The sequence below is a fragment of the Streptomyces sp. NPDC060194 genome (assembly GCF_042728285.1).
Classification (GTDB): domain Bacteria; phylum Actinomycetota; class Actinomycetes; order Streptomycetales; family Streptomycetaceae; genus Streptomyces.
The window spans coordinates 1-21681 of the sequence record NZ_JBHWZH010000060.1; the positions used below are offsets into that span (position 1 = coordinate 1).

At 74.1% G+C, this 21681-nt stretch carries 21 protein-coding genes and 2 pseudogenes; 12 read left to right on the forward strand and 11 right to left on the reverse strand.

Annotation, left to right across the window (positions count from 1 at the left end):
• Together ACFWEG_RS15555 and ACFWEG_RS15560 are read right to left on the reverse strand one after the other, a co-directional pair.
• Positions 1–193: pseudogene (locus ACFWEG_RS15555) on the reverse strand (hypothetical protein); the annotation flags it as partial.
• 172 nt (positions 194–365) lie between these two features.
• Positions 366–521, reverse strand: coding sequence for a DUF6131 family protein (locus ACFWEG_RS15560; protein WP_387214703.1), 156 nt, complete (start codon positions 519–521; stop codon positions 366–368).
• Positions 522–726: 205 nt separating this feature from the next.
• On the opposite strand from ACFWEG_RS15560, the gene ACFWEG_RS15565 reads away from it, so the two are divergent.
• From ACFWEG_RS15565 to ACFWEG_RS15590, 6 genes are all read left to right on the forward strand, one after another.
• The gene (locus tag ACFWEG_RS15565; RefSeq protein ID WP_387214706.1) at positions 727–2058 is read left to right on the forward strand and encodes an MFS transporter; all 1332 of its coding nucleotides are present in this window, start codon (positions 727–729) and stop codon (positions 2056–2058) included.
• Entirely contained in the window at positions 2048–3676 is a 1629-nt protein-coding gene (locus ACFWEG_RS15570; RefSeq protein ID WP_387214709.1) for a pyridoxal phosphate-dependent decarboxylase family protein, read from the forward strand. Before ACFWEG_RS15565 ends, ACFWEG_RS15570 begins: the two co-directional genes overlap by 11 nt.
• 173 nt (positions 3677–3849) lie before the next feature.
• A complete protein-coding gene (locus tag ACFWEG_RS15575) occupies positions 3850–4950 on the forward strand; it encodes an LLM class flavin-dependent oxidoreductase (RefSeq protein WP_387214808.1) in 1101 nt (366 codons plus the stop codon).
• A complete protein-coding gene (locus tag ACFWEG_RS15580; RefSeq protein WP_387214712.1) occupies positions 4947–5615 on the forward strand; it encodes a CE1759 family FMN reductase in 669 nt (222 codons plus the stop codon). The genes ACFWEG_RS15575 and ACFWEG_RS15580 overlap by 4 nt, the downstream gene beginning before the upstream one ends.
• Before the next feature lie 83 nt (positions 5616–5698).
• The gene (locus ACFWEG_RS15585) at positions 5699–6196 is read left to right on the forward strand and encodes a DUF2975 domain-containing protein (RefSeq protein ID WP_387214715.1); all 498 of its coding nucleotides are present in this window, start codon (positions 5699–5701) and stop codon (positions 6194–6196) included.
• Complete coding sequence (locus tag ACFWEG_RS15590) at positions 6196–6453, forward strand: helix-turn-helix domain-containing protein (RefSeq protein ID WP_387214718.1); 258 nt, start codon at positions 6196–6198, stop codon at positions 6451–6453. Before ACFWEG_RS15585 ends, ACFWEG_RS15590 begins: the two co-directional genes overlap by 1 nt.
• A gap of 376 nt (positions 6454–6829) precedes the next feature.
• On the opposite strand, the gene helR is transcribed toward ACFWEG_RS15590, so the two are convergent.
• From helR to ACFWEG_RS15620, 6 genes and pseudogenes are all read right to left on the reverse strand, one after another.
• On the reverse strand, positions 6830–9001 hold the full coding sequence (gene helR / locus ACFWEG_RS15595) for an RNA polymerase recycling motor ATPase HelR (RefSeq protein ID WP_387214721.1): 2172 nt from the start codon (positions 8999–9001) through the stop codon (positions 6830–6832).
• Between the two features lie 176 nt (positions 9002–9177).
• Positions 9178–9465, reverse strand: coding sequence for a hypothetical protein (locus ACFWEG_RS15600; protein WP_387214724.1), 288 nt, complete (start codon positions 9463–9465; stop codon positions 9178–9180).
• Between the two features lie 55 nt (positions 9466–9520).
• Positions 9521–9973 (reverse strand): lipid asymmetry maintenance protein MlaB, encoded by a 453-nt coding sequence (locus ACFWEG_RS15605; RefSeq protein WP_387214727.1) that lies wholly within the window; start codon positions 9971–9973, stop codon positions 9521–9523.
• Positions 9974–10165: 192 nt separating this feature from the next.
• Positions 10166–10405, reverse strand: a pseudogene (locus ACFWEG_RS15610) (aldo/keto reductase); the annotation flags it as partial.
• 91 nt (positions 10406–10496) lie between these two features.
• Positions 10497–11951, reverse strand: a complete 1455-nt coding sequence (locus tag ACFWEG_RS15615) for a glyceraldehyde-3-phosphate dehydrogenase (protein WP_387214730.1) — start codon at positions 11949–11951, stop codon at positions 10497–10499.
• 137 nt (positions 11952–12088) lie between these two features.
• Positions 12089–13189 (reverse strand): SGNH/GDSL hydrolase family protein, encoded by a 1101-nt coding sequence (locus ACFWEG_RS15620; protein WP_387214733.1) that lies wholly within the window; start codon positions 13187–13189, stop codon positions 12089–12091.
• Positions 13190–13491: 302 nt separating this feature from the next.
• On the opposite strand from ACFWEG_RS15620, the gene ACFWEG_RS15625 reads away from it, so the two are divergent.
• Positions 13492–14706, forward strand: a complete 1215-nt coding sequence (locus ACFWEG_RS15625; protein ID WP_387214736.1) for an AI-2E family transporter — start codon at positions 13492–13494, stop codon at positions 14704–14706.
• Here the strand turns inward: ACFWEG_RS15625 and ACFWEG_RS15630 are convergent.
• On the reverse strand, positions 14695–14997 hold the full coding sequence (locus ACFWEG_RS15630) for a hypothetical protein (RefSeq protein ID WP_387214739.1): 303 nt from the start codon (positions 14995–14997) through the stop codon (positions 14695–14697). The genes ACFWEG_RS15625 and ACFWEG_RS15630 overlap by 12 nt on opposite strands.
• Positions 14998–15189: 192 nt before the next feature.
• On the opposite strand from ACFWEG_RS15630, the gene argG reads away from it, so the two are divergent.
• On the forward strand, positions 15190–16638 hold the full coding sequence (gene argG / locus ACFWEG_RS15635; protein ID WP_387214742.1) for an argininosuccinate synthase: 1449 nt from the start codon (positions 15190–15192) through the stop codon (positions 16636–16638).
• A gap of 160 nt (positions 16639–16798) precedes the next feature.
• The gene (locus ACFWEG_RS15640) at positions 16799–17446 is read left to right on the forward strand and encodes a hypothetical protein (RefSeq protein WP_387214745.1); all 648 of its coding nucleotides are present in this window, start codon (positions 16799–16801) and stop codon (positions 17444–17446) included.
• Between the two features lie 90 nt (positions 17447–17536).
• Here ACFWEG_RS15640 and ACFWEG_RS15645 read toward each other — a convergent pair whose 3' ends face one another.
• Positions 17537–17950 (reverse strand): hypothetical protein, encoded by a 414-nt coding sequence (locus ACFWEG_RS15645; protein ID WP_387214748.1) that lies wholly within the window; start codon positions 17948–17950, stop codon positions 17537–17539.
• A gap of 148 nt (positions 17951–18098) precedes the next feature.
• Here ACFWEG_RS15645 and ACFWEG_RS15650 point away from each other — a divergent pair, with 148 nt between their 5' ends.
• The 3 genes from ACFWEG_RS15650 to ACFWEG_RS15660 are packed head-to-tail and all read left to right on the forward strand — an operon-like array spanning position 18099 to position 20177.
• A complete protein-coding gene (locus ACFWEG_RS15650; RefSeq protein WP_387214751.1) occupies positions 18099–19163 on the forward strand; it encodes a PucR family transcriptional regulator in 1065 nt (354 codons plus the stop codon).
• Positions 19164–19207: 44 nt separating this feature from the next.
• A complete protein-coding gene (locus tag ACFWEG_RS15655) occupies positions 19208–19636 on the forward strand; it encodes a VOC family protein (protein ID WP_387214754.1) in 429 nt (142 codons plus the stop codon).
• 16 nt (positions 19637–19652) lie between these two features.
• The gene (locus ACFWEG_RS15660) at positions 19653–20177 is read left to right on the forward strand and encodes a GNAT family N-acetyltransferase (protein ID WP_387214758.1); all 525 of its coding nucleotides are present in this window, start codon (positions 19653–19655) and stop codon (positions 20175–20177) included.
• A gap of 91 nt (positions 20178–20268) precedes the next feature.
• On the opposite strand, the gene ACFWEG_RS15665 is transcribed toward ACFWEG_RS15660, so the two are convergent.
• The gene (locus tag ACFWEG_RS15665) at positions 20269–21591 is read right to left on the reverse strand and encodes an MFS transporter (protein WP_387214761.1); all 1323 of its coding nucleotides are present in this window, start codon (positions 21589–21591) and stop codon (positions 20269–20271) included.
• Positions 21592–21681 lie beyond the last annotated feature (90 nt).

The following is a 21681-nucleotide window of genomic DNA, read 5'->3' on the forward strand; positions in this document are numbered from 1 at the left end:
TCGTAGGAGTTGCGGTCCAGGGGTCCAGGGACTTGGAGCGGAGCCGGTCGGTGCCGGCCTGGGAGAGGGCGGGGCCCTGGGAGAGGGTGGCGGTGGCCATCGCGAGGATCTGCATGCGGGCCCGGTCGGCGGCCCGGGTGCCGGCCGGCAGCTTGAAGGCGGGCGCGGCGGCGGTGTGTGCGTCACACCGGGCGCTCGGGGTGTGACGGCTTCACGTCCGCACGCGGGGTGCGGGAAGTCTGGTGGCGGCCCGGCACGCGAGGACCGCGGGCCCTCAGGCCCGCGGTCCCACAGGCGCGCGGCCTGCGACGCGGCGCGCGGCCCCGGATGCCGGGGGCGCGACCAGGCGCGTGTGCACGCGGCGACTAGAAGTAGTGCTTGCGGCCACCGACGGCGCGGCCCATGGCGCCGAGGATCCACAGCAGGGCGCCGACGGCGATCAGGATGCCGCCGATCGTGGTGAGGATTCCGATACCGGCGACGACGCCGATGATCAGCAGGATCAGGCCCAGGATGATCATTGTGTACCCCTATCTCGCGCCGAGACCGTCCGACCGTTCGCCGGACCCGTGATCCCGTTTGCTCGAAGCCGCGTGTGCCCACCCGTCGTCGTCACACACCTGATTCACACAGCCGTTCTTAAAGATTATGTAAGGGCGGGCGTTTTCGCAGATCGGGACGGGTGAACGCTTGCCGTCCGCGCGCGCCGTCCCCCATGATCGGCGCATGTCAGCAGAGGGTGGGGTGCTGCCGCGGCGGGTCCGGGTCGGTTACGGGCTCGGATCGCTGTGCACGGGGACGTTCGCGACGGTGCCGGGGCTGATCCTCCTGTACTACCTGACCGACGTGATGGCGGTGTCGCCGGCGGTGGCGGGCGCGGCGGTGTTCCTGCCGAAGGCGTGGGACGTGCTGGTCAACCCGGTGGTCGGCGCGCTCTCCGACCGCAGCCGGCTGCGCGGCGGCCCCCGCCGGCCGTTCCTGCTGATCGGGGCCTGCACCCTGCCGCCGCTGTTCGCGCTGATCTTCGCCGCACCCCCGCTGCGCGGCGCGGCGGCCGCCGCGTACGTCGCCGTGCTCTTCCTGCTCGCGGCGACCGCGTACGCCGTCTTCCAGGTGCCGTACGTGACGATGCCGGCCGAGATGACCGAGGACGCGGCCGAGCGCGGCCGGGTCCTCGGCTGGCGGGTCGGCTTCCTCGGCGTCGCGATCCTGCTCTCCGGCGCGCTCGCCCCGGCGATCGCGCACGCGGACGGCGACAGCCCGGCGAGCTACCGCACGATGGGCGCCGCCGTCGCCGTCCTGCTGGCCGTCGGCATGTTCGGCGCCTGGTTCACCACCCGGTGGGCCCCCGCGGTCGCCCGCAGCACCGCCGAGCCCTCCCTGCGCGCCCAGCTCGCCGCCGCGCGCGACCACCGGCCGTTCCTGCACCTGGTCGGGATGTGGACGCTCCAGGCGCTCGCCGTCGGCGTGATGCTCGCCGGGGTGCAGTACTTCGCGACGTACACCCTCGGCTCCCCCACCGCCGTCACCCCGCTGTTCGCCTGCCTGATCGGGCCGCTGGTGCTCGTCATGCCGCTGTGGAACCGGCTGGCGCGGCGGCTCGGGACGAAGGGGGCGCAGTGGTGCGCGTCGCTGCTGTTCACCGCGGGCGCGCTGCTGCTGGCGCTCACCCCGGCGGTCGGCGCGGGGGTCGCCTACCCGGCGGTCGCGGTGATCGGCGTCGCCTACGCCGGGCTGCAGCTGCTGCCGCTGGCCATGCTCGCCGACACCCTCGCCGCGGACATCGTGCGCACCGGCCGCCGTCGGGCGGCCACGTTCACCGGACTGTGGACGGCCGCCGAGACGCTCGCGTTCGCGCTCGGCGCGGGGGTGTTCGCCGCGGTCCTCGCGGTGACCGGCTTCCGCGCCTCCGACGCCGGCGACCGGGTCGTCCAGCCCGACTCCGCGCTCACCGGCATCACCGCCGGCATGAGCCTGCTCCCCGCCCTCCTCGCCGCCGCGAGCCTCGCGCTCCTGCACCGCTACCGCCTCCAGGAAGAGACCGACCGTGCCCGCTGAACCCCTCCGCCCCGGCCGGCCCGCCGCCGACGTCCTCGGCGAGCTGCACACCCTGCGCGAGGCCGACGCGCCCACCCGCGGGGGCCGCACCTTCGCCTACGTCTACGACGCCGGGCTCGACGGCCTCGACGAGCTGGCCGCGGCGGCCTACAGCGCGTTCGCGACGGTCAACGGGCTCGACCCGACGGTCTTCCCGAGCGTCGCCCGGCTGGAGAACGACCTGGTGGGCGCGGCGCTCGCCCTGCTCGGCGGCCCGGCGGGCGCGCAGGGCACCTTCACCAGCGGCGGGACGGAGAGCATCATGCTCGCCGTCAAGGCGGCCCGCGACCACGCGCGCGCCGAGCGGGGCGTCACCGCGCCGCAGCTCGTCCTGCCGTCGACGGCGCACGCGGCGTTCCACAAGGCCGCGCACTACCTGGGCGTCGAGCCCGTCGTCGTCCCCGTCGACCCGGTCACCTTCCGCGCCGACGCGGACGCCGTGGCCGCCGCGCTGACCGACCGCACCGCGCTCGTCGTCGCCTCCGCGCCGTCCTACGCGCACGGGGTGATCGACCCCGTCGCGGAGATCGCCGCGGCGGCGGCCGCGCGGGGGGTCCTGTGCCACGTGGACGCGTGTATCGGGGGGTGGCTGCTGCCCCATCTGCGGCGCGCGGGGCGCGACGTGCCGGCGTTCGACCTCTCCGTGCCCGGGGTCACCTCGCTCTCCGTCGACCTGCACAAGTACGCGTACGCCGACAAGGGGGCGTCGCTCGTCCTGTACCGGTCCGCGGCGCTGCGCCGCCACCAGTACTTCGCCCACGCCGGGTGGCCCGGCTACCCCGTCGTCAACCCGACCGTCCAGGGGACCAAGTCCGGCGGGCTCCTCGCGCAGGCGTGGGCGGTGCTCCAGCACGTCGGTGACGCCGGGTACACCGCGCTCGCCGGACGGGTCGCCGAGGCGTCCGACCGGCTGCTCGACGGGCTGCGGGTGCTCGACGGGGTGCGGGTGCTCGGCGACCCGGCGGCGGGGCTCGTCGCCTTCACCGTCCACGGTGGGGGTCCGGGCGACGGTCCGGCGGTCGCTGCCGAGGGCCCGGCGGTTTTGGGCGAAGGCCCGGCGGTACTCGGTGAAGGCCCGACAGTCCTCGGTGGGGGTCCGGCGGTCCTCGGTGAGGGTCCGGAGGGACCGAAGGGACCGGCGGGCGGGTCTTCCGCCGACCTCAGCCTGCTCCTCCACCTCGCCGACGAGATGCGGGCCCGCGGCTGGTACCTCCAGCCGCAGCTCTCCTTCGACGGGCTGCCCCCGAACCTCCACCTGACCCTGACCCCGGCGACGGTCGCCCAGGTCCCCGCGCTGCTCGCGGACCTCGCGGACGCGCTGGAGACCGCCCGCACACTGCCCCCGCTCGCGGTCGATCCCGAGCTCGCCGCGTTCGCCGCGGCGCTCGACCCGGACGCGCTCACCCCGGACGAGGTCGCCGGCGTCCTGGCCTTCGCCGGCCTGGACGGTTCCGGCGGCGGCCTCCCGGAGCGCATGGGACCGGTCCTGGTCCTGCTGGACGCGCTCCCCGGCGCGCTGAAGGAGCGGCTTCTCGCGGAGTTCGTGGGGGCGGTGTTCCAGGCGGACACCGGGAGCTGAGACCCGCCTCGGGGGCCCGGGGAGGTCGGGGCGGACCCTCGACCCGCGGAGGTACGCCCCTGTCGGCGCGAACGCGCAGGTCGGACCGCCCCCGCCGCCCCGGGAATACCCTCGCCCACCCCACCGTTGGTGCGGATAGTTGAATCGTCAACAAAACGCGGAGGGTGAGCACCATGCAGTTCGGGATCTTCACGGTCGGGGACGTCACCACGGACCCGACGACGGGCCGCACCCCGTCGGAGGCCGAGCGGATCAAGGCGATGCTGACCATCGCCCAGAAGGCGGAGGAGGTCGGCCTCGACGTCTTCGCGACCGGCGAGCACCACAACCCGCCGTTCGTTCCGTCGAGCCCGACCACGATGCTCGGCTACCTCGCCGCCCGCACGGACCGGCTGATCCTCTCCACGTCGACCACGCTGATCACGACGAACGACCCCGTCAAGATCGCCGAGGACTACGCGATGCTCCAGCACCTCGCGGACGGCCGCGTCGACCTCATGATGGGCCGCGGGAACACCGGCCCGGTGTACCCGTGGTTCGGCAAGGACATCCGCGACGGCATCGACCTCGCGGTGGAGAACTACGCGCTGCTGCGCCGGCTGTGGGACGAGGACGTCGTCACCTGGCAGGGCAAGCACCGCACCCCGCTGCAGTCGTTCACCTCCACCCCGCGCCCGCTGGACGGCGTCGCGCCGTTCGTCTGGCACGGCTCGATCCGCTCCCCGGAGATCGCCGAGCAGGCCGCGTTCTACGGTGACGGGTTCTTCCACAACAACATCTTCTGGCCCGCGTCCCACACCAGGCAGATGGTGAGGCTCTACCGGCAGCGGTACGCGCACTACGGCCACGGCACCCCCGAGCAGGCGATCGTCGGCCTCGGCGGCCAGGTGTTCATGCGGGCCAACTCCCAGGACGCCGTACGGGAGTTCCGGCCGTACTTCGACAACGCGCCCGTCTACGGCCACGGTCCGTCGCTGGAGGAGTTCACCGAGCAGACCCCGCTGACCGTCGGCTCCCCGCAGCAGGTCATCGAGCGCACCCTGGCCTTCCGCGACCACGTCGGGGACTACCAGCGGCAGTTGTTCCTCATGGACCACGCCGGGCTGCCGCTGAAGACGGTCCTGGAGCAGCTGGACATCCTCGGCGAGCAGGTCGTCCCCGTCCTGCGCGAGGAGTTCGCCAAGCTCCGACCCGCCGGCGTCCCCGACGCCCCCACCCACGCGGCCCGCGTCGCCGCGAAGGAGTCCACCCCGAAGGAGGTGCGGACGGTATGAAGCTCGTCGTCGTCTCGGCGGGGCTGAGCACCCCGTCGTCCACCCGGCTCCTCGCCGACCGGCTCACGGCCGCGGCCGTGGGCCGGGCCGGCCCGGCCGCCGAGGTCGAGGTCATCGAGCTGCGCGACCTCGCCACCGCGATCGCACAGCACCTGACCAGCGGTTTCCCGCCGCCCCGGCTGGCCGCCGCGCTCGACGCGGTGGCTGCGGCGGACGGCCTGATCGCCGTCACCCCGGTGTTCGCCGGGTCCTACAGCGGGCTGTTCAAGTCGTTCTTCGACGTGCTCGACAAGGACGCCCTGACCGGCACGCCGGTGCTCCTCGGCGCGACCGGCGGCACCGCGCGGCACTCGCTCGTCACCGAGCACGCGCTGCGGCCGCTGTTCGCCTTCCTGCGGGCGGTCGTCGTCCCCACGGCGGTCTACGCGGCGACGGAGGACTGGGGCGACGACGGCCTCGCCCGCCGGATCACCCGTGCGGGCGCCGAACTGGCCGGTCTGGTGGGGCCGTTCGAGCCCGCCACCGCGGTCGACACCACCCCCGACACCGACACCGCCGCCGCCATCGCGCCCCGCTCCCTCACCGGTGCGAACACCTCGGTCGACCCGGCCGACGGCTTCGAGATCGTGCCGTTCGCCGAGCGGCTGGCGGCGTTGAAGGGCTGACGCGTCCGGCCTCGCCTCTTGCCGCACCTATCGAAATTCGATAGATTCACATCGAGGATCGATAGCTGCGGCAGGAGAAGGCCATGAACAGATCAACCGTGCTCGCCCTGCGGGCCGTGCTCGTCGCACTGCTCGCGGGTTCGCTGTTCGTGCAGACGGTGATGGTGCCGCTGCTCGCCGCGGACCTGCGCGGGCTGAACGCGGACCACGACCACCTCCGCACGCCGCTGCTGGTCGTGCCCGTGCTCTTCCTGCTCGCCGTCGAGGTGGTGCTGGTCTGCGTCTGGCGGCTGGTGACGATGGTGCGGCGCGGGACGGTGTTCTCCCCCGCGGCGTTCCGCTACGTCGACACCGTCATCGGCGCGGTCGCGGCCGCGGCGCTCCCCGTCTTCGCGCTCGGCGTCGCCCTCGCGCCGGGCGAGGCCGTCGCGCCCGGAGTCGTCCTGCTGATCGGCGGGGTCGGGGTGGCCGTGCTCGGGGTCGCCCTCATCGTCCTCGTCCTGCGCGCCCTGCTCGCGCAGGCGGTCGCCCGCGACACCGAAGCGGCGCGCATGCAGGCCGAGTTGGACGAGGTCATCTGATGCCGATCACCGTCGACATCGACGTCATGCTCGCCCGCCGCAAGATGTCCGTCGGCGAGCTCTCCGAACGCGTCGGCATCACCCCCGCGAACCTCGCCGTCCTCAAGAACGGCCGCGCCAAAGCGGTCCGCTTCGCCACGCTCTCCGCGCTCTGCGAAGCCCTCGACTGCCAACCGGGGGACCTGCTCCGCTGGGAGCCGGACGCAACACCCCCGGACGCACCGGTCGAGCCCGCGGGGCGCGCGGCCGAGAGGTGATCCGCGCCGGATCCGTGCCCTGCGGAGGGCGAGGCGTCGGGCCGCGGACGGCACAGCCGGCACGGCACCCCCGCCGCGGGACACGGCGCCTCGGGGCTCCGCCGCGGGAGGCATCCCGCGGCGGGCGCACACGTCGCTGGCGCTCGGCACTGTGGTCCGCGCCCACCCTTCCCCGAGCTCTCGGCTTCGCTCGAGCAGGGGAGACCCCACTCGCCCTGCGGCACGTCGGCCCACAGCGGGGTGCTGCCCACACCGCGCCGAGCCACCTGCGCGCGAGCGGCACAACAGTCAGCCCGGCCGGCGCTCGAGGCCGCCGGGCGGAGCCCGGTACCCGCGGCGGAGCCGCGAAACGCCGCCGCGGGGGCGCGTCGCCGCCTCAGCTCGTGAGCACCACGAGCTGTCGGGTCGCGCGGGTCATGGCCACGTAGCGGTCGACCGCGCCCGCGACGCCCGTGCCGAAGGCGGCGGGGTCGACGAGGACGACGAGGTCGAACTCGAGGCCCTTGGCGAGCGCGGGGGTGAGGAAGCGCACCCGGTCGCCCGCCTCGAAGGCGGGTGCGCCGATGACGCAGGCGACGCCGTCGTCGTGCGCGGCCAGCCACGCGTCGACGACCGACCGGAGCGAGGCCGCGGGACCGTACGCGACCGGCACTCCCCCGTCCCGGATGGACGACGGGACGTTCGCGTCGGGGAGCGCCGCGCGGATGACGGGCTCGGCCGCGGCCATGATCTCCGCGGGGGTGCGGTAGTTGACCGTGAGGGTGGCCACCTCGACCCGGCCGAGACCGGCCCGCGCGAGGCGCTCGGGCCAGGACTCGGTGAAGCCGTTCCGGGCCTGCGCGCGGTCGCCGACGATCGTGAAGCTGCGCGACGGACAGCGCTGGAGCAGCATCTGCCACTCCGCGTCGGTGAGTTCCTGCGCCTCGTCCACGACGATGTGGGCGAACGGACCGGCCAGCGCGTCGAGTCGACCGGGCGGGAGTACCGACTCGTCGACCAGCGAGTCCCGCAGGTCCTGCCCGTGCAGCATCGTCACCGCGCCCTCCCCGTCCGCGTCCGCGGCGATGACGTGGTCGATGACATCGGCCATCCGGGCGCGCTCGGCGTCGAGCGCGGCCTCCGCCCGGCGGCGGCGCAGGGACGCGCGGGGGTCGCCGAGCCGCTGCCGGGCCGCGTCGAGGAGCGGCAGGTCGGAGACGGTCCAGGCCTGCCCGTCCGTGCGCCGCAGGGTGCGGATCTCGTCCGGCGTGAGGTGCGGGGCGCACAGCCGCAGGTAGGCGGGGACGGTCCACAGGTCGCCGACGAGGTCGGTGGCCTCGATCAGGGGCCAGGCGCGGTGCAGCGCCCCGGTCAGCTCCTCGTCCTGGGCGAGCGCCCGCCGGAACTGCTGCTCGGACGGGCGCCCCGCGTCGTCCGACTCGTCAAGTCTGTCCAGCAGCAGCGCGACCAGCTCGTCCCACACGAGGTCGCGCGCCTCGTTGTGCGGGGTGCCGGGGTCGGGCGCGCCGAAGGCGTCCGCCCAGTCGGCCGGGGTCAGCGGGAGGTCGGCCCAGGGGGTGGAGACGGTCATCCCCGTGCCGGGCGGCTCCTCGTAGAACGCGACGGCCTTCTCGATGCCGCGCACCAGCTCCGCGGACGCCTTCAGCCGCGCCGCCTCCGGGTCGGGCTCGACGCCCGCGTCCGCGCCCTCGGGTACGAGGTCCCGCAGCGTGCACGTGCGTACCCCGTCCTCGCCGAGGCTCGGCAGCACGTCGTCGACGTAACTCAGGTACGGCTGGTGCGGGCCGACGACGAGGACCCCGCCGCGCCGGTGGCCCAGGCGCGGGTCGGCGTGCAGCAGGTAGGCGGCGCGGTGCAGCGCGACGACGGTCTTGCCCGTGCCCGGGCCGCCGTCCACGACGAGCGCGCCGCCGGCGTCCGCGCGGATGACGGCGTCCTGGTCGGACTGGATGGTGGCGAGCACGTCGCGCATCCGGGAGGTGCGCTCCCCGCCGAGGCTCGCGATGAACGCGGAGGTGTCGTCGAGGGCGGCGTGCCCGTCGAGGCCGTCGGGGGTGAACACCTCGTCCCAGTAGTCGACGATCGACTCGCGCGCCCAGCGGTAGCGGCGGCGGCTCGCGAGGCCCATCGGGTGGGCGTGGGTGGCGGCGAAGAACGGCTCCGCGGCGGGGGTGCGCCAGTCGACGAGCAGTCGCCGGCCGGCGCTGTCGGTGAGGCCGAGCCGGCCGATGTAGACGGGCTCGGGGTCGTCCTCGCGCACGATGCGGCCGAGGCAGAGGTCGATCCCGAACCGGCGAAGGGTGCGCAGCCGGGCGGTCAGCCGGTGGATCTCCAGGTCGCGGTCGAGGACGTCCCGGCCGACGCCGCCGGGGGCGCGGCGCAGGGCGTCGAGGGCGGCGGTCAGCTCGGCGACCGTCTCCCGCAGGCTGCGCGCGACGGCGGCGAGGTGCCGTTCGTCCGCGGCGATCAGCCCGGGGTCGTCCTTCGCGGCGAGCCGGGCGGGCAGGGCGAAGGCGCGCACGGGGGTGGGGGCAGGGGTGACAGGCATGGGGTTCCGCTCCGATCCGCGAGGCCGGGCCCGGGTGCGGGTCCGGCTTCGGACGGAGAGTGTGCGGCACGAGGGGGGCCTTGCCGCAAGGCCCCCCATCGGCTATACGTTGTGAAGGGCGAGAGGTACGTGTCCTGTCCGTTCCGGCTCCGCCCCCGTTCGCGCGGCCGGCCGCCTCAGCCGATGACCTCGTTCACGACGCCCGAGCCCACCTGCCGGTCCTCGTGGAACACCACGAACGGCAGCCCGCGCTCCACGTCCGGCGCGGGCTCGTCCAGCGCGACCTCGGCCGTGAACGGCTCGTTCGGCTCCGCGGCGGACCCGTGCAGCAGCCGGACGTCCCCCGGCACCAGCACGGAACCGATCAGGAAGTCCCTGCCCCCGCCCGTGAACGCGTCCGGCCCGTCCAGGAGCACCTGGGCGGTGAACAGGGTGGGCGGGGCGCTGCTCTGGTCGATGTCCATGCTCGATCCGTGCCCCACGAGCGACGCGTCACACCAGGCCGGCCCCGCGCGGCCCCTACGCGCCGGCCTCGCCGGCGGCGTCCGGGGTGAACGCGACGTCCGCCGCGGGGTGGGGGGCGGGGGTGCGGCGCGAGGAGAGGGCGTCGATGGGGGTGACCTCGGGGGAGTTCGGCACGGCGTGGGCCGGTGCGGTGGGGGCGAGCGTGAAGACCTCGTCCAGGCCGAGCAGGTCCAGGTAGCGGCCCAGGTGCTCGGGGACGGCGGCGAGCACCAGGTCCGTGCCGGCGCTGCGGGCACGGCGGCGGAGTTCCAGCAGGAACGCGATGCCGCTGGAGTCGCACAGGTTCAGGCCGGACAGGTCGGCCGTCCACACCTCCCCGGGCCCCGCGTCGAGCTCCCCCACCGCGCGGTCCGCGCTGGGCACGGTGTCGAAGGCGAGCACGCCCGTCAGCTCGGCGCACGGGCCGCGGACCGACTCCCTGATGGCCACGTTCACGACGTTCACCACGTCCACTGCACTCCACTCCCGACTTCGTGTCGACGTTCCACCGGGTGGGACGCGCGCGGCGGTCACCGCGGTGGGGCGCCGCGGGCTCTGTGCCGAACCCGCACCTCGTCTTCTGCCACGGAACGGGCAATCGATGCACCTGTTCGTAGATCGGGTGCGATTTCCCTGCGCGGGCGGCGTGGCCAGGGCGCGTCAGCTCTCGCGGAGGAGACCGGCGATCTCGGCCGTGCAGGCGGCCGGCAGCGGGCCGTACGTCCCCGCCGCCGCGTTCTGCTCGGCCTGCGCGACCGTGCGGATGCCGGGGATCGGGACGGTACGGGGACTGCGCGCGAGGATCCAGGAAAGCGCCCCTTGCGCGAGGGTGCGACCGCCGACGGTGAGGAGCTCGCGAACGCACGGCAGCCGAGGCCGACCGCGCCCGCATCGATGCCGCTGCGGCCGAGCATGTGTGCGTCACGTCCGAGCGTCAGGTGTTGGAGTGCACGCGAGGGCAACCCCTCGCGTGCACAGCGGTGTTGCGGGGTCAGGCGACGGGGGCCGGGTACGTGGGGTACTCGACGCCGGAGACGTGCTGGACGACGCGGATGACCTGGCACGAGTAGCCGAACTCGTTGTCGTACCAGAGGTAGAGGATCGCGTCGTCGCCCTCCACCTTCGTCGCGCCGGCGTCGATGATCGAGGCGTGGCGGGAGCCGATGAAGTCGCTGGAGACGGCGTCGGGCGCGCTGATGAAGTCGATCTGGCGGCGCAGGGGTGAGGTCAGGGAGACGTCGCGCAGGTGCTCGAGGACCTCCTCGCGGGTGGTCTCGCGGGCGAGCCGCAGGTTGAGGATCGCGATCGAGACGTTCGGGACCGGGACGCGGATCGAGCTGCCGGTGATCCGCGCCTTGAGGTCGGGCAGCGCCTTCGCGACGGCGGACGCGGCGCCGGTCTCCGTGATGACCATGTTGAGCGGCGCGGAGCGGCCGCGGCGGTCGGAGTCGTGGTAATTGTCGAGCAGGTTCTGGTCGTTGGTGAACGAGTGGACCGTCTCGACGTGGCCGCGCAGCACGCCGTACTCCTCCGCCATCGCCTTCAGCGGCGGGACGATCGCGTTCGTCGTGCACGAGGCGCAGGACAGGATCTGCTCGTCGGGCTTGACCGTGTCGTGGTTGACGCCGTGCACGATGTTCGGCACGTCGCCCTTGCCGGGCGCGGTCAGGACGACCTTCGCGATGCCGGGCCGCAGGTGCTTGGACAGGCCCTCGCGGTCGCGCCAGCGGCCGGTGTTGTCGATGAGGATGGCGTCCTTGACGCCGTACTGCGTGTAGTCGACGGTCGTCGGGTCGTCGGAGTAGATCACCGCGATCTCGTTGCCGTTGGCGATGATCCTGTTGTTCGCCTCGTCGACGGTGATCGTGCCCTGGAAGGGGCCGTGGATGGAGTCGCGGCGCAGCAGGGAGGCGCGCTTGACGATGTCCTGGCCGCCGGCCTTGCGGACGACGATCGCGCGCAGGCGCAGGCCGTTGCCGGAGCCGGCCTTCTCGATGAGGAGGCGGGCGACGAGGCGGCCGATGCGGCCGAAGCCGTACAGGACGACGTCGCGGGGCTCGCGGCGCTCGATCTTGTCCGCGCCGGTCGCGCCGGAGACGGCCTCGGCGGTGAACGCCTCGACCGAGAGGCCGCGGCCGTCCGCCGCGTAGGTCGCGGCGAGCATGCCGATGTCGATCTGGGACGGGCCCAGGTCGAGGGTGGTCAGGGCCTGGAGGAACGGCATCGTCTGGGTGACGGAGAGCTCCTCGCCGGCGATCTGGCGGGCGAACCTGTGGGTCTTCAGGATGCTCACGACGGACTTGTTGACCAGCGAGCGGCTGTGGAGGAGGACGGTGACGTCCCGCTCGCGGTGCAGGCGGCCGATGAGGGGGATCATCGACTCCGCGATCTCCTCGCGGGTCTTCCAGTCGGTGAACGAGTCGTCGTTGACATTCGTCGCAGTCACAGGATCGCTTCTCTTTCGAGCTAGGCAGCGCTCATATGCTAACCCGCTGGTAACACGACCCCCACGGCACCCCACCCGTGCGGCCTCGATCGCCGCCCGGGCCGGGATCTCCGCGGCCGGCTCCCGCCCCGCACACCTCAGCCGCGCCCCCCGCCCCGCAGCACCGCGTCGACCGTCCGCGCCAGCGCGTCCGTGTAGCGGACGATCCCCGGGGAGCGGACCGGGCAGGGGCGGGGGGTGGTGAGGGTGGGGGCCAGGCAGAAGTGGAGGGGGTCGTCGTCGCGGTGGAGGGGGACGGTGCCGGCGCCGCAGTCGGGGGTGGACTGCTCGTGAGGGGTGCAGGGGAGCCGCTGGACCCACTGGTAGCGCGCGTTCGCGGGGGCGACGCGCGCACCCGCGTCGGAGACGCGGTCGCCGGTGCGGCGGGCGAGGTCGGTGTAGAGCGCGTTGACGCGGCGGACCCGGTCGGGGGCGAAGACGTCGGGGCCCTGGAGGGCCCAGACGATGGTCGGGCGACGGATGCCGGCGGAGCGCGCGGCGGCCTCGATCTGCGCGGTGAGCGTGCGGATGTCGGAGGCGTAGCGCTCGTAGTAGCGCGCACCGCCGCCCTGCGGGATGCCGTTCATGCAGGGGGTGTAGCCCCAGGAGTTGCCCCAGAACTGCAGGACGACGACGGAGGGCTTGCGCGTCCGCACGAGCGCCGCGGCCTTGGCCTCCGGCGGGACGAGGGAGTCGCGCGCGGCCTCGGTGAGGTAGTCGCAGACGGTGGTGCCGGAGTACGGCGCGCTGTACACGGTGGCGCGCCCGTCGGCGGCGACGCGGTCGGCGAGGACGCGCTGGTTCTCCATGCCGATGGAGTCGCCGAGGTAGAGCACGCGGGCCTTCCCGCCGCGCCCGGCGGGACCGCGGGTGGGCTGCGCGGAAGCCGAGGCCGAAGCGGCCGCGGGCGCGGACGGGGTCGCCACGGGCCGGGGCTTCGGCGGGACCGTCACCCCCGCCGTCGGCCCCGCCGTCGCGCCCGCCTTATCCGCCGCCGTCGGCTTCGCGGAGGCGACCGCGACCGGCGACTCCTTCGCACCCGGCCGCAGCGGCTCGACCGCCGCGGACCGTACGGGCCGCGCCGCCGTGGTCGTCGCGGGCCGCTCCGGCGGGGCGGTCGCGGCCCCCGTCGGGTCCGAGCACGCCGTCAGCAGGGTCAGCGCGAGCGCGCCGAGCACCGTCCGTCGTCCGATCCGCACAGTTGTTCCCCCTTCGTGGTGGCGGGCACCACCCTGGCCCCGGGCGCACCGGCCGTCCACTCACCTGCCTGAGCGATCGCACCGCCCCGCAGGCCCCCCGACCCTCACCCCCGGACCGACTCCCCCGGCCCGCCCGCCCCGTCGTTCACACCGGTCGGTCCCCGCCGACCCGCGACGACAGCCTACGCACGGGGTGCGTGCGGAGGGAGGGCCGGGCGCGCTCCACCGGGGCATGGGCGGCAACTCCGGCCGGACGCGGCCGCGATGGCCACCCGGGACGGGTGTGCCCATAGGGTGACCCCATGTCTGCGACCCTGAGTTCCGCCAGGACGCGCGCCGCGCTGCGCACGTCGGCCCGTGTCTCGCTCGAATCGCTGCTGGTCCTCCTCTTCGTCGCGGTGTCGCTGTGGCTGCTCGGGAAGATGTGGTCGGTGGTGTGGCCGCTGATAGTCGGCCTGCTGCTCACCACGCTCACCTGGCCGGTGGCCCGGTTCCTGCGCCGGCACGGCTGGCGGCCCGCGCTCGCCGCCTCGGTGGTGACCGTGCTGTTCCTGCTGGTCGCGGCCGGGGTGGTGGCGCTGATCGCGGTGCCGGTGGCCTCCCAGTCCGGCGAGCTGACCGAGGGCGTGATCAGCGGCATCGAGAAGCTGCGCGACTGGGCGGCGGGGCCGCCGCTGAACATCGGCGACGACCAGATCACCAAGGCGCTCGACTCGGCCGTCGAGCGGCTCCAGGGAAGCATGGGCAGCGCGGTGAGCGCGGTCAGCACCGGCGTGGGCACCGTGGTCAACGGCATCGTCACCGCCGTCCTCGCGCTGTTCCTGATGTTCTTCTTCCTCAAGGACGGGCCGCGCTTCCTGCCGTGGCTGACCCGACAGCTCCCGGGCCGGCTCGCCGCGGACGTGCCCGAGGTCACCCAGCGCGCCTGGCTGACGCTGGGTTCGTTCGTCCGGTCGCAGGCGGCCGTCGGTCTGCTCGACGCGGTGTGCATCGGGATCGGCCTGTGGATCGTCGGGGTGCCACTGGTGCTGCCGCTCGCCGTGCTGACGTTCGTCTCGGCGTTCGTGCCGATCGTGGGCGCGCTGTTCGCGGGCTTCGTCGCCACGCTGATCGCCCTGGTGTCGAACGGTCTGACGGACGCGCTGATCGTGCTCGCGATCATCGTCGTCGTGCAGCAGCTGGAGGGGAACGTCTTCCAGCCGATCATCCAGAGCCGCGGACTCGGGCTGCACGAGGGCGTCATCCTGCTCGCCGTGACCCTCGGCGCGAGCCTCGCCGGCATCGTCGGCAGCCTGCTCGCGGTACCGGTTGCGGCGCTGATCGCGGTGGTGTGGAAGTACGTGCGGGAGCAGCTGAGCGATCCGGGGCCGGCGAGGGCGGCCGGTTCGACACAGGTGGATCCGGCGACGGGCGAACCGGTCGGGGGGCGCACGGGCACGGACGACACGAACGGTACCGACGGGGTGCGCGGTGCGGCGCCGGACGCTCCGGGCGCGGGCGACCGCTCAGTCGAGTGACGTCGCCCTGACGAGCCTGACGAGATCGGCCCGCGGGCGGCGGGCCAGTGCACGGGATCCGGCCGCCGTAGGGCGTCCCGCCCCGCACCCGTCGCCGCCGCACGCGGGCCCGTCGAGTCCGGTGAGCCGCACCCGGAGCTCGGCCGACGCGCGTACGCCGCCGGGTCCGTCGACCTCCTCGACGTCGATCCGCGGCGGCTCCCCGCAGCGGACGCACCTGGCCAGCCGGGGGTCGGCGCGCAGCGCGGCCTCGACCCGCAGCCGCACCCGGGACCCGTCACCACCGATCATGAATCAGACACTAGTGCGCGAACTATGACGCGGGCACGTGCCTTCTGAGCCAGAAACGGAGGGTGCCACTCCCGGGATTCTGGCCGAAACCCTACGGCCGGATGCGACCGGAGCAGCACCGCACCGACCGCGGGAGGTGGCCCCGTCGAACCGGCCTTGCATTGTCATGCGTTGAACTGCATACTTTTACGCATGTCCAAAGTGCTCACCTCCCTCCCTGTCGGCGAACGCGTCGGGATCGCCTTCTCCGGCGGCCTCGACACCTCGGTAGCGGTCGCCTGGATGCGCTCCAAGGGCGCCGTCCCCTGCACCTACACCGCCGACATCGGCCAGTACGACGAACCGGACATCGAGTCCGTCCCGGGGCGCGCCACCGCGTACGGCGCGGAGGTCGCGCGACTGGTCGACTGCCGCGCCGCCCTGGTCGAGGAGGGCCTCGCGGCCCTGGCCTGCGGGGCGTTCCACATCCGCTCGGGCGGGCGCACGTACTTCAACACCACTCCGCTGGGCCGCGCCGTCACCGGCACGCTCCTCGTCCGCGCGATGCTCGACGACGACGTGCAGATCTGGGGCGACGGATCGACGTTCAAGGGCAACGACATCGAGCGGTTCTACCGCTACGGGCTGCTCGCCAACCCCAGCCTGCGGATCTACAAGCCGTGGCTGGACGCCGACTTCGTCACCGAGCTCGGCGGCCGCAAGGAGATGTCGGAGTGGATGCTCGCCCACGGGCTGCCCTACCGGGACAGCACGGAGAAGGCGTACTCCACCGACGCGAACATCTGGGGTGCGACGCACGAGGCGAAGGCGCTCGAGCACCTCGACAACGGCATCGAGCTGGTCGAGCCGATCATGGGCGTGCGGTTCTGGGACCCGTCGATCGAGATCCCCACCGAGGACGTCACCGTCGGCTTCGAGCAGGGCCGGCCGGTCACGATCAACGGCAAGCGGTTCCCCACCGCCGTCGACCTCGTCCTGGAGGCCAACGCCATCGGCGGCCGGCACGGGATGGGCATGTCGGACCAGATCGAGAACCGGGTCATCGAGGCGAAGAGCCGCGGCATCTACGAGGCGCCCGGCATGGCCCTGCTGCACGCGGCCTACGAGCGGCTCGTCAACGCGATCCACAACGAGGACACCCTCGCGGGCTACCACACCGAGGGCCGGCGGCTCGGGCGGCTGATGTACGAGGGCCGGTGGCTGGACCCGCAGGCGTTCATGCTGCGGGAGTCCCTGCAGCGCTGGGTCGGCACCGCCGTCACCGGCGAGGTCACCCTGCGGCTGCGGCGCGGCGAGGACTACTCCATCCTCGACACGACGGGCCCGGCCTTCAGCTACCACCCGGACAAGCTCTCCATGGAGCGCACCGAGGACTCCGCGTTCGGCCCCGTCGACCGCATCGGCCAGCTCACCATGCGCAACCTGGACATCGCCGACTCGCGCGCGAAGCTGGAGCAGTACGCGGCGCTCGGCATGGTCGGGAACGCGCACCCCGGGCTCATCGGCGCGTCCCAGGCCGCGTCCACCGGGCTCATCGGCGCGATGCACACCGGTGGGGCGGAGGCCATCGCCTCGCGCGGCCAGGCCTCCGACGAGGACGAGCTCCTCGACCAGGCGGCGATGGAGTTCGGCACCGACTGAGGTCCGAACTCGACTGCTCAGAACGCCAGTTCGACACCGCGGGTGCGCTGCGACGCGTGCCCGCGGTGTCGTTCGCGTCTCGTTGGTGGAAGTCCTGGCGCGGTACACGGTGTCAGTAGCATCCTGCTGAGCACACCGTGCACGAAGAGAGCGAGTCACCGTGACAGTCGATCCGGCCAACACGCCCATCCAGAGCAGGTACGCCCAGCGTCTCGCCAGTGACCTGGCGGAGAACACACGCGAGCAGGAGGCCCTGCGGACGCAGATCGCGGACCTCCAGTCCCGTCTCCGCCAACTCGCCGCGGACGCGGAGTGGTTGTCCGGGGTCCAGGGCACGGTCACACTTTCGGGTGAAACCGCGGGGGCGGGCGCGGCGGCGGCCCCGGCTGCGGACGCGGCCCCGGCTGCGGACGTGGCGAAGCCGGCCACGAAGCAGGACGGGACTCCCGTCCCCAAACCCCGCAAGGCGGCGGCGAGTTCGACCCGCCGCAAGCCCGCGGCGAAGCCCGCGGCGAAGTCCGCACCCGCCTCCGCGGCCGCACCCGCCGCGAAGAAGCCCTCGGAGCCCCCGCTCCACTCCCTCGTCCACGACCTCCTCGCCGCGCACCCCGGCGAGCCCCGCCTCGCCCGCGAGATCCACACCGACCTCCTCACCCGCCACCCCGACCGCCGCACCTCCGTCCAGGTCGTCCGCAACGCCCTCGACGCACTGGTCAAGAAGGGCCGCGTCGTCAAGGAGACGAAGCAGGGCTCCGCGATGTACACCTCCCGCGAAGAGGCGGCCGAACTCAGCCCGACCGCGGTCTGACGCCCGGCTCCGCCGCCTTGCGCCCTGCGGGGCGGGGTCACCGTGGCGGGCGGACACGTCGCCGGCGCTCGGCTGCTCACGAATGTGCCGTCAGCCCGCGCGATTCTGGCTGACCGTGAGCTCGGTCGGGGTGGCCCGCCACATCACGCCGAGGACGGGGGGCTGGTCGACGACCTGTCGAAGGACGGCGAGCGCCTCCGATCCTGGGGGGCCGGGGAGGGCGCCGTCGAGGCCGGTGTCACCGCCGCACTCGTGCGGCACGGCCCAGGCGGGGTCGTCGGGGAAGGACGCCTGGAGCTCCACCTGCCGGTACGCGGGTTGCCTGCCGTGCGGCGCAGAGGCATGGTCGCCGTCCAGTGCGGGCGCGCGGGTGCCGTGCGGCGCCGGCGTCTGGTGGCCGTGCAGCGCCGGCCGCGGCGGTGCGCTGCTCGGGAACGTGGGGCCATGTCGTCCACCTCCCCCGTCGCCGTGCTCGCGGCGGGCCTCCATGCCGGTGTCCGGCATGGAGGTGGCCGCCGCGTCCCCCGTGGCGGCATCATGCCCGCGTCGCACCCGGTGGCGCATTGCCGGATCCCGGCAGCGTTGGTTAGGGTCCGGGTGCCGGGCCCCGTCGCGCGCGGTGTGACACACCGTCAGAATCGAGGGCCCCGTCGTGGTGGATCCGGAGCTGCCCGCCGCGTACCTGGACGGCCTCAGCGCCGTCCTCGACGACGTCGCCGCGACCGGCCGCCGCCTCACCCGCGACGAGCTCGACTCCCGGCGCGCGCTCGGCGCCCGCGCCGCGGCCGAAGGATACGGCCTGCGCGCCCTGTTCACCGGGCACCTCGCCGCCGCCCGCGCCGCCTGGCCGACCGCCCCCGGCAGCACCGACAGCGTGCTGGCCGGGCTGCAGCAGGCCGTCGACGCCGCCGCGCAGGGGTACGAGCGGGCGCAGCGGCTCGCCGTGCGGCAACAGGAGGTCGCACGCCGGGAGTTCGTCGACGACCTGCTGCACGGCCGCAGCGACCTCGGCCGACTGGCCGAGCGCGCCGAGCGGTTCGGCCTGCGCCTCGCCCAGACGCACGCCGTCGCCGTCGCCCGCGGCGCGTCCACCGTGTCGTACGAGGACGCCGACGCTGTGCCGCGCTCGATCGAGCAGGCGCTGACCGCCCGGTTCGGCCACCGCGACATCCTCCTCACCACCAAGGAGGGCCGGCTGCTGTGCATCGCGCCGGGCGACCAGGCCGAGGTGCTCGCGTTCTTCGCCAAGAAGGCGTACGCGGCGACCGACGGCGGCCAGGTCGCGGTCGGCCGCGGCCATCCGGGGCCGGCCGGCGTCAGGCAGTCCTACGAGGACGCCCTCAACGCGCTCGACCTGGCCGACCGGCTCGGCTTCGACGAGCCGGTGCTGCACGCCGCCGACCTGCTCGTCTACCCCGTCCTGACCCGCGACCGGCAGGCGATGGCCGACCTCGTCCGCGCCACCCTCGGCCCGCTCACCGCCGCGCGCGGCGGCCCGCGGCCGCTGATGGACACCCTCACCGCGTACTTCGACACCGGCTGCGTCGCCGCGGAGGCCGCACGCCGGCTCTCGCTGAGCGTCCGCGCGTTCACCTACCGTCTGGAGCGCATCCGCAAGCTGACCGGCGCCGACCCGGCCGACCCCGCGCACCGCTACATGCTCCAGACCGCGGTCATCGGCGCGCGCCTGCTCGACTGGCCCGCGCGGGAGCTGTGACCGTGGCCCGCGGCCGTGTCGGTGCCGGTTGCTAGGGTGCGGCGATGGCGACGATCAGGCAGTTCCAGGTGACGTTCGACTGCGCCGAGCCCGAGCGGCTCGCCCGCTTCTGGTGCGAGGTGCTCGGCTACGAGGTCGCGAAGCCGCCGTACGGCTTCGCGACGTGGGACGCCTTCGACGCGACCCGCCCCGCCGAGGAGCGCGGCTCGTGGTTCGCCTGCGCCGACCCCACCGGGGCCGGCCCGCGCCTCTTCTTCCAGCGCGTCCCCGAGGGCAAGACCGCCAAGAACCGGGTCCACCTCGACGTCCGCGTCGGCACCGGCCTCCACGGCGAGGAGCGCCTCGCCGCGCTGGAGGCGGAGTGCGCCCGCCTCCTGCCCCTGGGCGCGGTCCGCGAACGCCTCCTCCTCGACGAGAACGACTCCTGCATCGTGATGCGCGACATCGAGGACAACGAGTTCTGCCTCGACTGAACCGGGAGACACCGCTGTGAACCCTGACGACATACCCGCCGCCGGCCGGGTGCGCCTGGAACCGTGGGCCGAGGGCGACCTGTGGCTGCTGCAACGCGCCAACAGCGCCGAGATGACCGCGCACCTCGGCGGTCCCGAGACCGAGGAGCAGCTCCTCGACCGCCATCGCCGCTATCTCGCGCTGAGCGCGGGCGCGATGTACCGCGCGGTGCTCGCCGCGACCGACGAGACCGTCGGGTCCATCGGCATCTGGGAGCGGTCCTGGCACGACGCGACCGTCTGGGAGACCGGCTGGGCCGTCCTCCCCGAGTTCCAGGGCCGCGGCCTCGCCGCCGACGCCGCCCGCGCCGTCACCCTCGCCGCCCGCGCCCGCCGCACCCACCCCCACCTGCACGCCTTCCCCTCGGCCGACCACCCCGCCTCCAACTCCGTCTGCCGCAAGGCCGGCTTCACCCTCCTCGGCACGGCGGCCTTCGAGTACCCGAAGGGCCACTGGATCACCTCCAACGACTGGCGCGTCGAGCTCACGACCCCGGAGTGAGCGCGCCGGAGGGGGCCGGGATCCCCGTGCGGCCGGCACCGGGATTCGCGCGGCTCGCGGGTGGCGGGCACTGCCACCGCCCACGCCCAGCTCAGTCCGGCCCGCCGGGCGAGATACCGGTCGAGACACCCGGCTCGGGAGCGACAGCCCTCCGCGCGCGGTCCATTGCGCGCCATTCCGGGCGGAGGCCGGCGAGGTGGGTGGTGAGGAAGTAGGCCGCGCCGAAGGCGAGGAGGACGGGGGTGAGGCCGGCGAGGGAGACGGCCGCGCCGGCGACGAGACCGCCGAGGGGGATGCCGGCCCAGGCGAGCGCGTCGCCGAGTGCCTGGGCACGGCCGAGCATCGGGCGCGGAACGCGCTCGAACAGCACCGCGGCGAGCACCGGGTTGAGGAATCCCGCACCGAAGCCGCTGACGGCGAAGACTGGCAGGATCCCCCACAGCGGCGCGTCCAGCGCGAGGACCACGAAGCGCGGCGCCCCGGCGAGGGCGAACCCGGCGAAGAACACCGCCCGGCGGCTCAACCGGTGCGCGAGCGCGGCCGCGATCAGGCTCCCGACGACGGCCGCGGCTCCCATCGTGCCGCTCATCAGCCCGATCGCGGCGGGCCCCGCACCGGACTCCTTCGCCCAGACGGGGATGAGCACGCCGGAGATCGCCGCGTCGAGCAGGTTGGTGATCCCCAGCATGCCGACGATGACCCGCAGCATCGGCTCCCGCCGCAGGAACGCGAACCCCTCGCCGAACCGCCGCCAGTACCCCGCCTCCTGGCCGCCGCCCTCGTCGGACGCCCCGTCGGCCGCACGACCCGCGCCCCGTGGCAGCGTGAGCGCGATGACCGCCGAACCCAGCCCGAAGCAGACCGCGTTGACGACCAGCCCCGCCAACGGCCCGAGGAGCGCGACCAGTACGCCGCCGACCGCCGGCCCCAGCGTGGACGCGAGCCGCTCGACCACGCCCGCGAACCCCGCGGCCCGCTCCAACGGCACCCGCGCCCGTTCGGCCGCCTCCGGCACCATGACCTCCTTGCACAGGTCACCGGGCCCGCGCGCCGCGCCGACCACCGCGACGAGCGCGAGCAGGAGCGGGAAGGACAGCAGGTCAAGGACGTGCAGCAGCGGAACGACGGCCACCGCGGCCCCGCTGACCAGGTCCGTCGTCCAGGACACGGTCCGCGGCCCGACCCTGTCCACCAGCGGCCCGGTGAGCGCCTTGACCACGACGTACGGCGCCATCTCGCAGAACGCGACGAGCCCGGTCTGCGTCGCGCTGCCGGTCGTGACCAGCACGAACCACGGCAGGGCGATGCCCGAGACGCGGGTGCCGGTCAACGAGACGGCCATCGCCGCGAGGACGCCGACGAGGGGCCGTAAGGTCCGCGGGCCGGGTATGCCGGCGGGGGCGTCCCCCGTCACGACGCCTCCCCTCCGGCGCGGTCCGACCTCGGCTCGGGTTCCGTTTCACGCCTCGGCTCGGGTCCCGACTCGGGCTCCGGTTCGCGTCCC

Excerpts from the sequence above, each read along its gene's own strand:
- ACFWEG_RS15645 (WP_387214748.1), bottom strand. The coding sequence starts at position 17,950 with ATGCCGGACACCGGCATGGAGGCCCGCCGCGAGCACGGCGACGGGGGA.
- ACFWEG_RS15585 (WP_387214715.1), top strand. The coding sequence starts at position 5,699 with ATGAACAGATCAACCGTGCTCGCCCTGCGGGCCGTGCTCGTCGCACTG.
- ACFWEG_RS15590 (WP_387214718.1), top strand. The coding sequence starts at position 6,196 with ATGCCGATCACCGTCGACATCGACGTCATGCTCGCCCGCCGCAAGATG.
- argG (WP_387214742.1), top strand. The coding sequence starts at position 15,190 with ATGTCCAAAGTGCTCACCTCCCTCCCTGTCGGCGAACGCGTCGGGATC.
- ACFWEG_RS15575 (WP_387214808.1), top strand. The coding sequence starts at position 3,850 with ATGCAGTTCGGGATCTTCACGGTCGGGGACGTCACCACGGACCCGACG.
- ACFWEG_RS15655 (WP_387214754.1), top strand. The coding sequence starts at position 19,208 with ATGGCGACGATCAGGCAGTTCCAGGTGACGTTCGACTGCGCCGAGCCC.
- ACFWEG_RS15625 (WP_387214736.1), top strand. The coding sequence starts at position 13,492 with ATGTCTGCGACCCTGAGTTCCGCCAGGACGCGCGCCGCGCTGCGCACG.
- ACFWEG_RS15560 (WP_387214703.1), bottom strand. The coding sequence starts at position 521 with ATGATCATCCTGGGCCTGATCCTGCTGATCATCGGCGTCGTCGCCGGT.
- ACFWEG_RS15600 (WP_387214724.1), bottom strand. The coding sequence starts at position 9,465 with ATGGACATCGACCAGAGCAGCGCCCCGCCCACCCTGTTCACCGCCCAG.
- helR (WP_387214721.1), bottom strand. The coding sequence starts at position 9,001 with ATGCCTGTCACCCCTGCCCCCACCCCCGTGCGCGCCTTCGCCCTGCCC.
- ACFWEG_RS15565 (WP_387214706.1), top strand. The coding sequence starts at position 727 with ATGTCAGCAGAGGGTGGGGTGCTGCCGCGGCGGGTCCGGGTCGGTTAC.
- ACFWEG_RS15630 (WP_387214739.1), bottom strand. The coding sequence starts at position 14,997 with ATGATCGGTGGTGACGGGTCCCGGGTGCGGCTGCGGGTCGAGGCCGCG.
- ACFWEG_RS15580 (WP_387214712.1), top strand. The coding sequence starts at position 4,947 with ATGAAGCTCGTCGTCGTCTCGGCGGGGCTGAGCACCCCGTCGTCCACC.